Annotated in this window: 12 protein-coding genes; 5 read left to right on the forward strand and 7 right to left on the reverse strand. The window is 53.4% G+C overall.

What is annotated here, in order from left to right:
• Positions 1-355: 355 nt before the first annotated feature.
• The 5 genes from PCI15_RS03790 to dksA are packed head-to-tail and all read right to left on the reverse strand — an operon-like array spanning position 356 to position 6,288.
• Positions 356-1,768, reverse strand: a complete 1,413-nt coding sequence (locus PCI15_RS03790) for a sigma-54-dependent transcriptional regulator (RefSeq protein WP_271273037.1) — start codon at positions 1,766-1,768, stop codon at positions 356-358.
• A 42-nt stretch (positions 1,769-1,810) separates the two neighbouring features.
• Positions 1,811-4,726, reverse strand: coding sequence for a sensor histidine kinase (locus PCI15_RS03795; protein ID WP_271273038.1), 2,916 nt, complete (start codon positions 4,724-4,726; stop codon positions 1,811-1,813).
• Positions 4,716-4,892 carry a hypothetical protein gene (locus PCI15_RS03800; protein WP_271273039.1) on the reverse strand — a complete coding sequence of 59 codons (177 nt, stop codon included), beginning with the start codon at positions 4,890-4,892 and terminating at the stop codon, positions 4,716-4,718. Before PCI15_RS03800 ends, PCI15_RS03795 begins: the two co-directional genes overlap by 11 nt.
• Before the next feature lie 41 nt (positions 4,893-4,933).
• On the reverse strand, positions 4,934-5,821 hold the full coding sequence (gluQRS, locus tag PCI15_RS03805) for a tRNA glutamyl-Q(34) synthetase GluQRS (RefSeq protein WP_271273040.1): 888 nt from the start codon (positions 5,819-5,821) through the stop codon (positions 4,934-4,936).
• A gap of 38 nt (positions 5,822-5,859) precedes the next feature.
• Complete coding sequence (gene dksA / locus PCI15_RS03810) at positions 5,860-6,288, reverse strand: RNA polymerase-binding protein DksA (RefSeq protein WP_205659396.1); 429 nt, start codon at positions 6,286-6,288, stop codon at positions 5,860-5,862.
• A 359-nt stretch (positions 6,289-6,647) separates the two neighbouring features.
• Between dksA and PCI15_RS03815 the strand changes: the two genes are divergently transcribed.
• The 4 genes from PCI15_RS03815 (at position 6,648) to PCI15_RS03830 (ending at position 9,483) form a co-directional block, all read left to right on the forward strand.
• Positions 6,648-7,808, forward strand: a complete 1,161-nt coding sequence (locus tag PCI15_RS03815; protein WP_271273041.1) for a pyridoxal phosphate-dependent aminotransferase — start codon at positions 6,648-6,650, stop codon at positions 7,806-7,808.
• Positions 7,805-8,509 carry a DNA/RNA nuclease SfsA gene (gene sfsA / locus PCI15_RS03820; protein ID WP_271273042.1) on the forward strand — a complete coding sequence of 235 codons (705 nt, stop codon included), beginning with the start codon at positions 7,805-7,807 and terminating at the stop codon, positions 8,507-8,509. Before PCI15_RS03815 ends, sfsA begins: the two co-directional genes overlap by 4 nt.
• A 79-nt stretch (positions 8,510-8,588) precedes the next feature.
• Positions 8,589-9,011 (forward strand): YeeE/YedE family protein, encoded by a 423-nt coding sequence (locus PCI15_RS03825; protein WP_271273043.1) that lies wholly within the window; start codon positions 8,589-8,591, stop codon positions 9,009-9,011.
• Between the two features lies 1 nt (position 9,012).
• Entirely contained in the window at positions 9,013-9,483 is a 471-nt protein-coding gene (locus PCI15_RS03830; RefSeq protein WP_271273044.1) for a YeeE/YedE family protein, read from the forward strand.
• On the opposite strand, the gene PCI15_RS03835 is transcribed toward PCI15_RS03830, so the two are convergent.
• Positions 9,449-9,769 (reverse strand): Rieske (2Fe-2S) protein, encoded by a 321-nt coding sequence (locus PCI15_RS03835; RefSeq protein WP_271273045.1) that lies wholly within the window; start codon positions 9,767-9,769, stop codon positions 9,449-9,451. The two genes, PCI15_RS03830 and PCI15_RS03835, sit on opposite strands and share 35 nt — an antisense overlap.
• A gap of 205 nt (positions 9,770-9,974) precedes the next feature.
• Here PCI15_RS03835 and mrcB point away from each other — a divergent pair, with 205 nt between their 5' ends.
• Complete coding sequence (gene mrcB, locus PCI15_RS03840; protein ID WP_271273046.1) at positions 9,975-12,317, forward strand: penicillin-binding protein 1B; 2,343 nt, start codon at positions 9,975-9,977, stop codon at positions 12,315-12,317.
• A 55-nt stretch (positions 12,318-12,372) separates the two neighbouring features.
• Here the strand turns inward: mrcB and PCI15_RS03845 are convergent, their stop codons facing one another.
• Positions 12,373-12,735 carry a hypothetical protein gene (locus tag PCI15_RS03845; protein ID WP_271273047.1) on the reverse strand — a complete coding sequence of 121 codons (363 nt, stop codon included), beginning with the start codon at positions 12,733-12,735 and terminating at the stop codon, positions 12,373-12,375.
• Between the last annotated feature and the right edge of the window lie 171 nt (positions 12,736-12,906).

Raw genomic sequence — 12,906 nt, forward strand, 5'->3', positions numbered from 1 at the left:
GCACTGATTTCGGGACCGTTGTAAAAGGCGTCAATTTCAGCGATCAGCTTTAAGCCTCATTATTATTTTTATTCGAGGCGGTTACTTAGTCACTCACAATCTGGGTTTTATTTTTATTGTGATTATGTGTGTTAAGTGTTCTTTTTCTTGTTGATCTAATTATTGCAGATGGCGTGCCACTTTTATTAACTTGTTGTTCTTAAAGGAAAATATATTTTTAGAACACTTGTTTGTTACTGTTTTGTAACATTGTTACCTGAAAAAGTGTTACCTCTCTACACACTTTGTAACCGCGCCGCGGGGCGAAAGGTAACACTTTTGTAACCGTGCCAGGTAACAGCTTTGTTACCCGGGCCTAGGCTTTTTTGGGTTTACGGGGAATGCCGAGCTTCTGACGGCGTTCCCATAAGCATTTACGGCTGATTCCCAGTTTTTTTGCCAGCGCGGTTTCGCTCATACCGTCCTGATTGTCGAGGACAAAGCGATGAAAATAATCATCAAGCGACAAGTTTGGCTGATCCTGGCGGCCGCTGTCATTGGCGGCAGAGTTGGCTGCTGCCGGCACACTGTTTTTATGGGTGGCAACAAAGTTGGTTTCCAGAGACGCCAGTGAATCCACTTCAAGGTCCAGACCGAGAAGGTCAGTATCAATAAAGTCGCCGTCTGCCAGAATGACTGCCCGTTCAACGGCATTCTGAAGCTCTCGTACGTTACCCGGCCAGCGATACTGCAGCATGGTTTGGCTGGCGTGGTGGGAAAACTGCAGATTCGTTTTACCGTTTTTGCTGCCGCTGTTACGTAAAAACTGCTGGGCAATATCGAGAATGTCCTGGCCGCGTTCCCGCAGGGGAGGCATCTGCAATTCCATGACATAAAGGCGATAATATAAGTCTTCCCGGAACTGGCCTTGCTTTGCCATTGCTTTAAGGTTTCGGTGGGTAGCCGCAACCAGACGTACATCGACCTGCTTGGAATTAACCGAGCCGACAGGGCGGATTTCACCCTCCTGCAGGAAACGCAGTAAGCGTGCCTGAGCTTCAAGGGGCAGTTCACCAATTTCATCCAGAAACAGGGTGCCGCCATCGGCTGCTTCAATTAAACCGCTGCGGCGGGAGTCTGCGCCGGTAAAGGCGCCTTTTTCATGGCCGAACAGCTCAGACTCAATAAGAGTGTCAGGAATAGAGGCGCAGTTTACCGAGATCATCGGGGCGTTTGCCCGTGGGCTTTGCTGATGGATTTCCCGGGCGGTCAGTTCTTTACCGGTACCGGATTCGCCCTGTATCAGTACGGTTGCCTGAGTTTTGGCAACTTTACTTAAGCGTTTGAAAAGTTCCAGCATCGGTGTGCTGTTACCGGTAATGGTGTTCTGCGAGGGCTGCGAATCAGGTTCAGTGCTTTCATCAGTGCTCAGGGCTTTACCCGAGCGTTGCAGAATACTTGCCACCGTTGCCAGCATTTCTTCGTGATCGAAGGGTTTGGCGATGTAATCGACAGCGCCCAGCTTCATGGCATCCACTGCGGAGCGTAAGCTGGCATAGCTGGTCATGATCAGTACCGGCACATTGGCGGCAAGTGTAATCAGGTCGGTGCCCGGTGCGCCCGGTAAGCGCAGGTCACTGATGATCAGATCAAATGATTCAAGGTTATTATCGCGGGTTGCCTGATCAACTGATGCCGCGTCGGCGACATCGTAGTCATTTTTTTCGAGCAGTCGTCGTAATGCAGAGCGGATAATGCTCTCATCTTCAACTATCAGAATGCGGCTCATCTGGTTTACCTTTTTGCCTGTCTCTTGAGTTCCTGCATGACGCTATGTACTGCTGTCTGTGGCAGGAATAGGTAAGGTGATAACCACCTGTGTGCCTTTATTCTGCTTGTTGTTGGCGGGGCTAACGATATTAATACTACCATAATGCTCAATGATGATGTTATAGACCAAAGATAGTCCAAGACCGGTGCCTTTATCAGGATCTTTGGTGGTAAAAAACGGTTCAAATATTTTTGCCTGATGCTCAGCGGAGATGCCGCTGCCCTGATCAGTCACCCGGATAACAATCGAACCTTCCTCGTACGCCGCCTCGATACAGATCTCATCCTGTTCCTCTGAAGCGTCGCTGGCATTGTTCAGAAGATTGACGAAGACCTGAAGTAATCGCTGCGGATCACCGCTGATCTGCATGCCTGCAGGTGTTTCATTGATGAAACTGATTTGTTTGCTGCGGGTATCCAGCGAGACCAGATGAATGGCTTCGCTGATCAGTTCATGCAGGTTAAGAGGCAGATGATCTTCCTGCTCTTCACCCTGCCCGGTGTGGGCAAAGCGGACCAGTGACTGAACGATACGGGTAATTCGCTTGGTCTGGGTCAGGATCTGTTCGCCGGTTTCCAGTACCGGTTCACTGTCGGTTTCCAGCTTCAGATTCTGTGCCAGACAGGCTATTCCGGTAACGGGGTTACCCACTTCATGGGCTACTCCGGCAGCAAACCTGCCGATGGATGCCAGACGCTCACTGTGGGACAGCTTGTTCACCAGCGTCTGATGTTCGGTCTCATCTTCCACCAGAATAACGGCGGCGTCGGTATCGTGGGCCAGGCTGGCTTTGTGCAGGCTGAACCAGTGCTCATGGTTATCAAACTTTATGCGCTGGGATAGCAGGTGTGCGCCTTCTTCCAGTGCGAAGTTATGCAGCAGGTCTGCCCAGGGGGCCGGCAGTTCATCCAGCGTTTTACCTAATACCTGTGCGTGAGGCAGTTCGGTCAGCAACTCCATCTCTGCGTTCCACAAAATGATCTTGCCCTGATCATCCAGTGAGCAGGCACCGATAGGTAACTTTTGCAGGGTGCTGCGATGGTGACGGCGGAGATTATCCAGTTCTGCTGCCAGGCCAGTGAGCTTAGCGTGGTAAGTTTCCAGCTGGTTTTCCAGCAGGTTTACGTCCCGGGTTTTGAAGGCGTCCGGCATCTGGCTGCTGGCAGGTCTCAGCAGGGAAGCAGCCTCTATCGGGCCAAGCAGACCGCTGAGGTTGTTTTCAATCTGAACGTGTAAGCGCAGCAGGTTGACAGGGGAGAGCCGACTGTTTGCCAGGTCCAGTTCATGCAGTGCTGCATTGACTTCCCGGTACGCTGCGGAACGGCCGAGCCGGGGGGTCAGCAGGCTGATGTACTGGTTGCTGTCTTTAATGGTCAGTTGCGGTGCGGACAGTTGCTGAGGTGCCGATACCAGACAGGCACTGGCTGCCTGAAATTCTTCCGGTGAGTTATCCAGCAGTACGGAAAGAAGCACAAAAACGAATATATTTGCTACCAGTGAATACATGGCTGCCTGGTGCCACTCACGGATTTCCGGATAAGACAGCAGGAAGCTGCTGCTGTCAAAGCCGTTAAACAGAGGGGCCAGCATGGTCACCAGCCAGATGCTCATACCGGCAATGACGCCACAGATAAAGCCGATCCGGTTGGCGGATGCCCAGAACAGAGTAGCAATAACACCGGGCAGGAACTGCAGGAAGGCAATAAACGCGATGGTGCCCAGTAAGTGCAGGTCGTGCTGTTTACCGATGTTGATATAGAAAAAGTAGCTGCCGAGCATCAGGGCAATGATCAGGCTGCGGCGTAACCACAGTAACCATGAATAAAAACGCTGGGTTTTCGGCGCCGGTAACAGGGGTAGAATCAGGTGGTTCTGCAGCATGGAAGCCATGGAAACCGTCGCCACAATGATGATCCCGCTGGAGGCGGCCAGTCCACCGATAAATGCCAGCATGGTGAGAAATTCAGACTGAATACCAATGCCCAGATGGAGGATTAAAAACTCCGGGTCATTGGCAAGCTGCAGTTTCATACCAGCCCAGAGAATCGGCGGAATCGCCAGTGCCATCAGTAGCAGATATAAAGGCACTCCCCAACTGGCTTTATAGAGACTTTCCGAGGAGGTGTTTTCGGTAAAGATCATGTGGAACATGTGGGGCATGACGATTGCCGCGGCAAAAAAGCTCACCAGCATGGTGCGCCAGGTATCACTGTCCAGCGGGGTATAAAAGGTTTCCAGTACAATCGGTTGCTGTTCGAACCACTGGTTCAGACCTGAAGGCCCGCCGAGAATGTCAAAAAAGGCATAAAGGCCAATGCCGCCCAGTGCAATCAGCTTAAACAGTGAGCTGGTCGCCATAGCGACCACCAATCCTGCATGGCGGTGCTTGAGTGACGGATAACGGGCGCCGAAGAGGATCGAGAAAAGGGCGATAATACTGCAGAAGCCCAGCGCGATGCGGTTGGATGAAAAGTTACTGCTGAGGATATGCAGCGAATCGGCAACCGCCTGAATCTGAATGGAGATTAATGGCAGGGTGGCGACCACTGTCATCAGGGCCGTCATGGTACCTGCGCCGGCTGAGCGGAACCGGAAGGCAAATAAATCCGCCAGTGAGCTGAGCTGGTTTTTCCGGGTGATACGCAGAATCGGAATCAGTACCAGCGGCGCCAGGAAGAAGGCGGCGCTGGCCCCCAGATAAGAAGCCAGGAAACTGTAGCCAGACTGTTGTGCCAGACCAAAGGTGCCGTAGAAGGTCCAGGCGCTGGCATATATGCCCAATGATAAAACATAGATCAGCGGGTGACGGATAATGTGCCGTGGAATCCAGCCCCGTTCGGTTATATAGGCAGCCCCGAAGAGCAGGGTCAGAAACGTTATGCCCGCCAGTAACAGGTCGTTAAAGTTAAAACTCATTGCGGCGGTAGCTCCTTTCCAGCAGGACGGCAATGATGATTAACCCGCCCCAAAGGAGAAAAGGCCGGTACCAGGGGGTGTCGTGTTCATGCCACCACTCCATCAGGGCAGGAGAAAGTAAGTACACGCCAACGACGAATACCAGCATTAATCGGTATAGCTGCATATCAATCTCTCTTTGCCGGCCGGATTATCCGGTCTGGCGGGCTAGGGGGCCGGGTGCCAGATAATACTGGCCTGCGCGGGCACCCTGTTAATCTGCCAGTGTTGAATGGCCCAGGCAAGAATATCTTCTTTGCAACAGCCGGCCAGTGTCGCAGGGGGCTGCTGGCCAAGGAATTCCAGTGCTGTCAGTAATTGTGGTACGGGCTCATCATCCAGGGCCCGGGCAAAGGTTTGTTTGCTGAGCTTTTGCCCCTGGTCGTTAGCTGCAACCGGTATGTGTGCATAGGCCGGAGCCGGCAGATTCAGGCGTTGCTGCAGCTGTAACTGTTTAGGGGTCGAGTCCAGCAAATCGGAACCGCGTACCACGTGGGTGATCTCCTGCACGGCGTCATCCAGCACCACCGCCAGTTGATAAGCAAAAAAACCATCCCGGCGAAACAGGACAAAATCTTCGCTGCAGTATGCCGGTTGCCGGCCCTGAACCCGGTCTGAAAACGTGGCGCTTTGCGGATTAGCAATCGCAGGAACCCGACAGCGAATCGCGCAGCCGTGGGAATCTTCCGGGGGATGAGTCAGGCAGTGGCCATCATACAGATGGCTGCCGCTGCGCTGGCGCAGTTGTTGTCGTGAGCAGTCACAGTAGTAAGCGTTGCGGTTGGCTATCAGCTGTTGTAAATGTTCCCGGTAAAATGCATGCCGCTGGCTCTGGTAAATGATGTCGCCGTCCCACTGAAAACCAAAATTTTCCAGACAGCGCAGAATGGCATCACTGGCACCGGCCACTTCACGGGGAGGATCAAGGTCTTCAATACGGACTAGCCACTGACCGTTATGGTGTCGGGCATCAAGGTAACTGGCCAGTGCCGCAAGCAGAGAGCCGAAGTGCAGCGGGCCGGTGGGTGAGGGCGCAAAACGTCCGGTATAGGTCATAAACGCGTGTGGCCGGCGGGAGCCGGCCACAGAGGGAATCAGATGCCCAGCTGTTTTTCTTTGATCTCTGCAAGGGTTTTGCAGTCGATGCAAAGGGTCGCTGTTGGACGGGCTTCCAGACGGCGGATGCCAATCTCAACACCGCAGGCATTGCAGTAGCCGTAGTCATCTTCATCGATGGTATCCATGGCCTTACCGATCTTGTTGATCAGCTTGCGCTCACGGTCACGGGTACGTAATTCCAGACTGAATTCTTCTTCCTGGCTGGCGCGGTCACTCGGGTCGGCGAAGTTGGTTGCATCTTCCTGCAGATGGTTAACCGTACGGTCTACCTCTTCCATAAGCTCTTGCTTCCAGGCAAGAAGGATCTTCCTGAAGTGATCCTTTTGAGCGTCATTCATGTATTCTTCGCCTTCCACAATCGGGTAAGGCTCGAAGTGTGTAAATTGTGTGTCTTGATTGGGCATATCTCTGCCTCGCTTCTCGCTACCTACGCCGGCGGTAATTATCCTGATCTCTTACCGGCACTTATTAATGCGCTTACTAAATGTAAACACAAGAATCAGAAGGGAGCTGACGTTACCAGAACCTTTCGGCTTAGGCCAGCCCTTACGACGAAAAATCATCTTAACGACATATAATTGTAGTTTCATATTGATATCAACGCCTTGCTGATTTCCCAGACTGGGCACTCTGTAGCCCACGATAGCTGTGGGTTACGTGAAAAAGCTTGACGCAGGCCGCGAGAATTCCCCTGCTTTCTGATCCCACTAAGGTATACTGCGCAGCAATATTTTCAGCCTGTTTTTAAATCGGGAAATTTCTGATGAACGAGTGGTCGGACCGGGTCCGCGATATTGAGTCTTTTAAAGTAATGGAACTGCTGAAGCGTGCCAAACAGCTGGATGCGCTGGGGCATAATGTAGTCCACATGGAAGCGGGGGAGCCGGACTTCGCAACGGCAGGGCCGATCGCCGAGGCCGGCATTGCCGCGATTCAGAACGGTCATACTCAGTATACGCCGTCCGGAGGCATTCCTGAGCTGCGCCAGTTGATCGCAGAACACTACGCTAATATGTACGGGCTAGACATCTCACCTGAACGGGTGCTGGTGACCGCCGGTGCATCCGGTGCACTGCTGATGGTGTTTTCACTGCTGGCTAACCCCGGTCAGACCTTTATGATGGCTGATCCAGGGTATCCCTGTAACCGACAGTTTCTGCGTTTGGTGGAAGCCCGCGGGCAACTGGTACCGGTGACTGCAGCAGACAACTTTCAGCTGACACCGGAACTGATTGAGCAGCACTGGCAAGCGAATACAGCGGGTATCTTGCTGGCCTCTCCGGCGAACCCTACCGGCAGTGTAGTTCACCGCGATGATATGGAGCTGATCTCCCAGACGGTGAAAACTCTGGGCGGTCACCGGGTGGTTGACGAGTTGTACCATGGACTGACTTATGGCTGTAACGCGCCTTCCGTGCTGGAAGTGGATGCAGACGCCTTTGTGCTGAACAGCTTTTCCAAGTATTTCGGTATGACCGGCTGGCGTTTGGGCTGGACGGTGGTGCCGGAGAATGCCGTGGCGGATATGGAAAAACTGGCGCAGAACCTGTTTATCTCGCCGTCGACCATCGCGCAGCACGCTGCACTGGCCGCGTTTAAGCCGGAAACCCTGAGCATTCTTGAACAGCGCCGGCATGCCTTTAAAGAACGCCGGGATGTGCTGGTGGACGGGTTGCGTAATCTGGGCTTTGTCATTCCGCTGATGCCGGAAGGGGCTTTCTATGTATATGCAGATGCATCACGGTTTACCGATGATACCTTCTCATTCTGCTGGGATTTACTGGAAGAGGAACATGTTGCCGTTACCCCGGGGGTGGATTTTGGTTCCCACCGGGCGAATGAGTTTATCCGCTTCTCTTATACCACCAGTGTTGAGCAGATCGAAACAGCGCTGGAGCGACTGGCAAGGCGGTTACAGGTATGAAACTGGAAAACATGCTCGAAGGGCGGTTAATCAAACGTTATAAGCGTTTTCTGGCAGACATTGAACTGGACAATAGCCGTGAGCTGACCGTGCACTGCCCGAATACCGGTTCTATGAAAAACTGTGCGGACCCCGGCAGCCGGGCCTGGATTCAGGATTCCGGCAACCTGAAACGTAAATATGTGTATGGCTGGGAGCTGGTTGAAGTTGAAGGCCGTTATCTGGCCTGTATCAACACGGGCCGGGCAAATCATCTGGTACGTGAAGCAATTGAAACCGGCGTGGCTGATCAGTTGCAGGGGTATGAAACCTTGCGTACCGAAGTGAAATACGGCGCGGAAAACAGCCGGATTGATCTGTTGCTTCAGCAGGAAGGCCAGGCTGATTGCTATGTGGAAGTAAAAAACGTCACCCTGTTCGAGGGAGAGGGTTTAGGGACATTCCCGGATGCCGTCACCACCCGCGGTGCCAAGCATTTACGGGAATTAATGGCCATGGTGGCTGAAGGTCACCGGGCGGTATTGTTTTTCTGTGTCCCCCATACCGGTATTGAACGGGTAATGCCGGCGGATCATATCGACCCTGAATACGGCCAGTTATTGCGTGAAGCGGTGAATGCCGGTGTAGAGGTTATTGCCTATGGTGCGCGCATCACGCCGGAGGAGGTAACACTGGTGCGGCAGTTACCGGTGATGCTCTGACTTGTATTAGCCTTGATTAAATTAGTAATTGCTAATATTGTTGCGTCTTTATATGTATATGATGGCAAAGGGGCAATAAATGACCAGTATGGCGATACCGGCGCTGGCCGGTGGGTTACTGATAGGTTTATGCGCGGTACTTATGATGGCCTGGCTGGGCCGCGTTGCAGGTATCAGCGGTATCTTCTGGCAGGCTGTTAGCCGGCCTGCTCTTTTTTCCGGAGGCGCGTGGCGCCTTTTCTTTCTGATCGGTTTGCTAACTGGCGCCTGGGCTGTGCACCGGGTAAGCGGGCTGGCACTGCCGGTACTGCCTGAGGTGGTTGGCTGGCAGATTATTCTGGCGGGGTTGCTGGTGGGCTTCGGTGCCCGTTTAGGATCAGGCTGTACCAGCGGGCACGGTGTCTGCGGGATTGGTCGCTTGTCACTGCGCTCACTGGTGGCCACCTGTGTATTTGTTCTGGTGGCGATGCTGACCGTCTTTGTCATGAAGCAGGGAGGCTGACATGAGCAGGTTAACGGAATGTTCGCTGGCACTGTTTTGTGGCGGATTGTTCGGTATGGGGCTGGCGCTGTCAGGTATGACTGACCCGGCAAACATTATCGGCTTTCTGGATGTGACCGGCGCCTGGAACCCCCAGCTTGTGTTTGTGCTGGCAGCAGCCGTTGGCACTTCTGTTGCGGGTTTTTTCTGGTTGGGAAAGCGCTCCCGACCGGTGTTTGCTTTGCGTTTCCGCTGGCCGGAAGCGTCCGGAATTGATATTCGGTTGTTAAGCGGCGCAGTGCTCTTTGGTGTTGGCTGGGGGCTGTATGGGTACTGTCCGGGACCAGCGCTGGCAGCGCTGGTATACGGACAAAGTCAGACAGTTATCTTTGTGGTGTCTATGCTGGCAGGTATGGCGATTTGTCAGCTGTTCACCGGCCAGAAAAGCGCCGCCGGCGTCAGTTCGGAGCAATGCACAGCTGACCGTCGATAACTTTGAAGTTTACCGGCTCAAGGGACGTCCCGTTACAGGGGCCGGCAATGCACAGACCCGCATCTATGGTAAATAATGCACCATGGGTGGCGCACTGAATAAACTGTTTTTCAGGGTCCAGAAAGGTATCGGGCATCCATTCCAGCGGGACACCCCGGTGGGGGCAACGGTTCTCATAAACGTAGAGCTGATCGTTTTTACGGACTGCGAAAATGCCCCTGCCATCAATTTCAAAGCCTTTGCTTTGCTGTTCGGTTATCTCACTGGCGGGACAGAGGGGCAGCATAGGGAATTCTCCGTTAAAAATTGTGTCTATCTTATCCGTCAGTGACGTGCTGAACAAAAGTTATTATTTGCTCAGAACATATTCAGGCAACAATTTACACAATACCGGGGTCTGATAAACTCGCGTTTCATTCTTAACCTGCAGTGTTTTTCACGTGTTTACCGTTGCAGGCTCTTTGTTCTTATTTCAGGATTCTTAAGTATCTATGGCCAAAAAAGCAGCGACTAAGCGTAAGTCGCGAAACTCAAAGTCTAAAGCGGCTAAACCTTCGTGGTTACGGCGGCTTTTTTGGCTGTTCTTTAAACTGGGATTGTTATTCAGTGTATTTGCTGCAATCGGTCTGGTGTATCTGGATATTCAGATTCGGGCTAAGTTTGAGGGCAAACGCTGGGCGCTGCCGGCCAAGGTGTATGCCCGCCCGCTGGAGCTGTATCCGGGGCAGGTACTGAGCCGTGAAAGCCTTAAGCTGGAACTTAAGGGGCTGGGTTATAAGTTTCAGGCCCGGGCCAGTCAGCCTGGCACGGTAGAGTGGGCCAGCCGTCGGGCACGGATTTATTCCCGGGGCTTTGATTTCGTTGACGGTCTGGAGCCAAGCCGGCGTTTGCTGGTGGATTTTTCCGGTGATACGGTCAGCCGGATTCGGGACGATGCCGGGCGGAATATTAATCTGGCACGTCTGGAGCCAATTCAGATTGGCGGTATTTATCCGAAGTCTAATGAAGACCGGGATCTGTTGCAGATCGAGCAGGCACCGCCTTATCTGATAGACGCGCTGGTGGCCATCGAAGACCGGGATTATTACTCCCACTACGGGGTTTCGCCGAAGGGGATCGCCCGGGCCATGTGGGTGAATGTTAAAGCCGGTCGGATTGTTCAGGGGGGCAGTACGCTCACCCAGCAGCTGATTAAAAACTTTTATCTGACATCCGACCGTTCCTTTGTCCGGAAACTGTTGGAAATTCCGATGGCATTTTTGCTGGACCGCCACTACAGCAAAGATGAAATTCTGGAAGCATATCTGAATGAAGTGTATCTGGGACAGAAGGGGAACCGTGCGATTCACGGGTTCGGACTGGCCAGTCAGTATTTCTTTGCGCAGCCGATTCAGGAACTGAAGTTACATCAGGTTGCATTGCTGGCCGCGATGGTGAAAGGGCCATCTTATTATGATCCGCGGCGCAATCCTGCCCGGGCGAAAAAGCGCCGGGATCTGGTGTTAAAGGTGCTGCAGGATCAGGGCACCATTACCGCCAAGCAACGTCATCAGGCGCAGCAGCAGCCGCTGACTGTGGTGAAGCAGAAAAGCCTGCACCGCGGGGCTTATCCGGCGTATCTGGATCTGGTGAAACGCCAGTTACGGGAAGAATATCCAGATGAAGTGCTCAGCAGTGACGGGCTGCGGATTTTTACCGCGCTGGACCCTGTGGTTCAGGCCAATGCTGAGCAAAGTCTGGTATCCAGTGTGAAGGGGCTGACCAAGCGTTACGGAAAAAAAGTGGCCAAGCTGCAGGGCGGTATGGTGGTCAGTAATCCTTACAGCGGTGAGGTGCTGGCGGTGGTCGGCGGTAAGAATACCCGCTATCAGGGATTTAACCGTGCCATCGATGCGATCCGCCCGGTGGGGTCTCTGATCAAGCCGGCGGTGTATCTGACAGCGCTGGAAAAAGGCTACACCCTGGCGTCCCTGCTGGAAGACGAGCCGTTGACGATTGAATTACCCGATGGCCCCTGGTCGCCGAAAAACTATGACCGTAAGAGCCACGGGCCGGTGCCACTGTATTATTCACTGGCTAAATCCTATAACCAGTCCACGGTGCGGCTGGGGATGGATGTTGGCGTGGATGAGGTGCTGGATACTCTGCGCCGCTTAGGGTTTAACCGGGATATACCCGCCTATCCGTCATTGTTCCTGGGGGCCGTGGCGATGTCACCTATTGAAGTGGCGCAGATCTATCAGACCATTGCCGGTAATGGTTTCCAGCTGCCGCTGCGGGCGATCCGTATGGTGGCTGATGCGGAAAATCAGGAGCTGTCCCGTTATCCGCTGGTGGTACAGCAAACGGTGAATGCCGGGCCGATGTATCAGTTGCAGTTTGCCCTGCAGCAGGTAGGGCATATCGGCACTGCCCGTTCAGCCTATGCCAGCCTGCCTCAAAGTCTGAATCTGGCCGGCAAAACAGGCACCACCAACGATCAGCGTGACAGCTGGTTTGCAGGCTTTACCGGTGACCGGCTGGCGGTTGTCTGGCTGGGAGCTGACGATAACAGCACCTTGCCGTTAACCGGCAGCAGCGGTGCGCTGAAAACCTGGATTGAACTGATGAAGCGGGAACGCCCGCAGCCTCTGATTCTGGATCAGCCCGCAGAAGTTGAGTACTTGTGGGTAGATGAGCTGACCGGCCTGGGGTCAGCCGAAGAGTGTGGCGGGGTACAGTTGCCTTTCCTGCTGGAAAACGAACCTCAGGAGTATATTCCATGTGCTGCAGCGTACGCGCCGGGCTATGTGGAAGATGAACCGCTGGACTGGCTGAAAAAGTGGTTCCGCTAATCCTGTCAGTTTAACGGCTTCAGTGGCCGGGCCGGACGCAATGTCCGCCCGGCCTTTATCCGTGTTTCCCCACGTATTTCCCGCTCATGGCTCTGGCCAGACAAAATATCCCCCACAGAACACAAAACGTATGGCTGGTGATGGCATAGAGCAGCACCATGCTGATCCCCGTTGCGCTGTGAGAAAACAGCAGCCAGAGTGCAGCGCTGCCGCCGGCGATGACCAGAATCGCAATCAGACTGGCGTTAATGGCCAGACGCAGGTGATAGACCGCCAGTGGCGGACTGCTCGCGGCATAGCGGCTGCGCATCCAGATAAGTGCTCCCAGCGCGATGCCCGGCAGTAACAGCAGGTTCACCAGATACATCATTGCGGCAATGCTGGCCAACTGATGTCCGTTATTTTGAGCTTTTTGCATCGGTCTCCCTCCCCTTTTCAGTATACCTATTAGCCGTTAGTACTGTTTGTAACGCATAAGTTTTTTTCAACACTTGATAAAGGTCAAGGTGGCCGAAGTGGTGCAATAGGAGAATGCGGACTCGTAGTGGTTACTGGGGCTAATTCACTGTTTTCAGTGCGTTAGTTAAAG

This window comes from Aliamphritea hakodatensis, from assembly GCF_024347195.1.
Lineage (GTDB): Bacteria > Pseudomonadota > Gammaproteobacteria > Pseudomonadales > Balneatricaceae > Amphritea > Amphritea hakodatensis.

Bases quoted from the DNA above. Each gene is read 5' to 3' on its own strand.
- PCI15_RS03790 (WP_271273037.1), bottom strand. From the start codon at position 1,768: ATGAGCCGCATTCTGATAGTTGAAGATGAGAGCATTATCCGCTCTGCA.
- PCI15_RS03795 (WP_271273038.1), bottom strand. From the start codon at position 4,726: ATGAGTTTTAACTTTAACGACCTGTTACTGGCGGGCATAACGTTTCTG.
- PCI15_RS03800 (WP_271273039.1), bottom strand. From the start codon at position 4,892: ATGCAGCTATACCGATTAATGCTGGTATTCGTCGTTGGCGTGTACTTA.
- gluQRS (WP_271273040.1), bottom strand. From the start codon at position 5,821: ATGACCTATACCGGACGTTTTGCGCCCTCACCCACCGGCCCGCTGCAC.
- dksA (WP_205659396.1), bottom strand. From the start codon at position 6,288: ATGCCCAATCAAGACACACAATTTACACACTTCGAGCCTTACCCGATT.
- PCI15_RS03815 (WP_271273041.1), top strand. From the start codon at position 6,648: ATGAACGAGTGGTCGGACCGGGTCCGCGATATTGAGTCTTTTAAAGTA.
- sfsA (WP_271273042.1), top strand. From the start codon at position 7,805: ATGAAACTGGAAAACATGCTCGAAGGGCGGTTAATCAAACGTTATAAG.
- PCI15_RS03825 (WP_271273043.1), top strand. From the start codon at position 8,589: ATGACCAGTATGGCGATACCGGCGCTGGCCGGTGGGTTACTGATAGGT.
- PCI15_RS03830 (WP_271273044.1), top strand. From the start codon at position 9,013: ATGAGCAGGTTAACGGAATGTTCGCTGGCACTGTTTTGTGGCGGATTG.
- PCI15_RS03835 (WP_271273045.1), bottom strand. From the start codon at position 9,769: ATGCTGCCCCTCTGTCCCGCCAGTGAGATAACCGAACAGCAAAGCAAA.
- mrcB (WP_271273046.1), top strand. From the start codon at position 9,975: ATGGCCAAAAAAGCAGCGACTAAGCGTAAGTCGCGAAACTCAAAGTCT.
- PCI15_RS03845 (WP_271273047.1), bottom strand. From the start codon at position 12,735: ATGCAAAAAGCTCAAAATAACGGACATCAGTTGGCCAGCATTGCCGCA.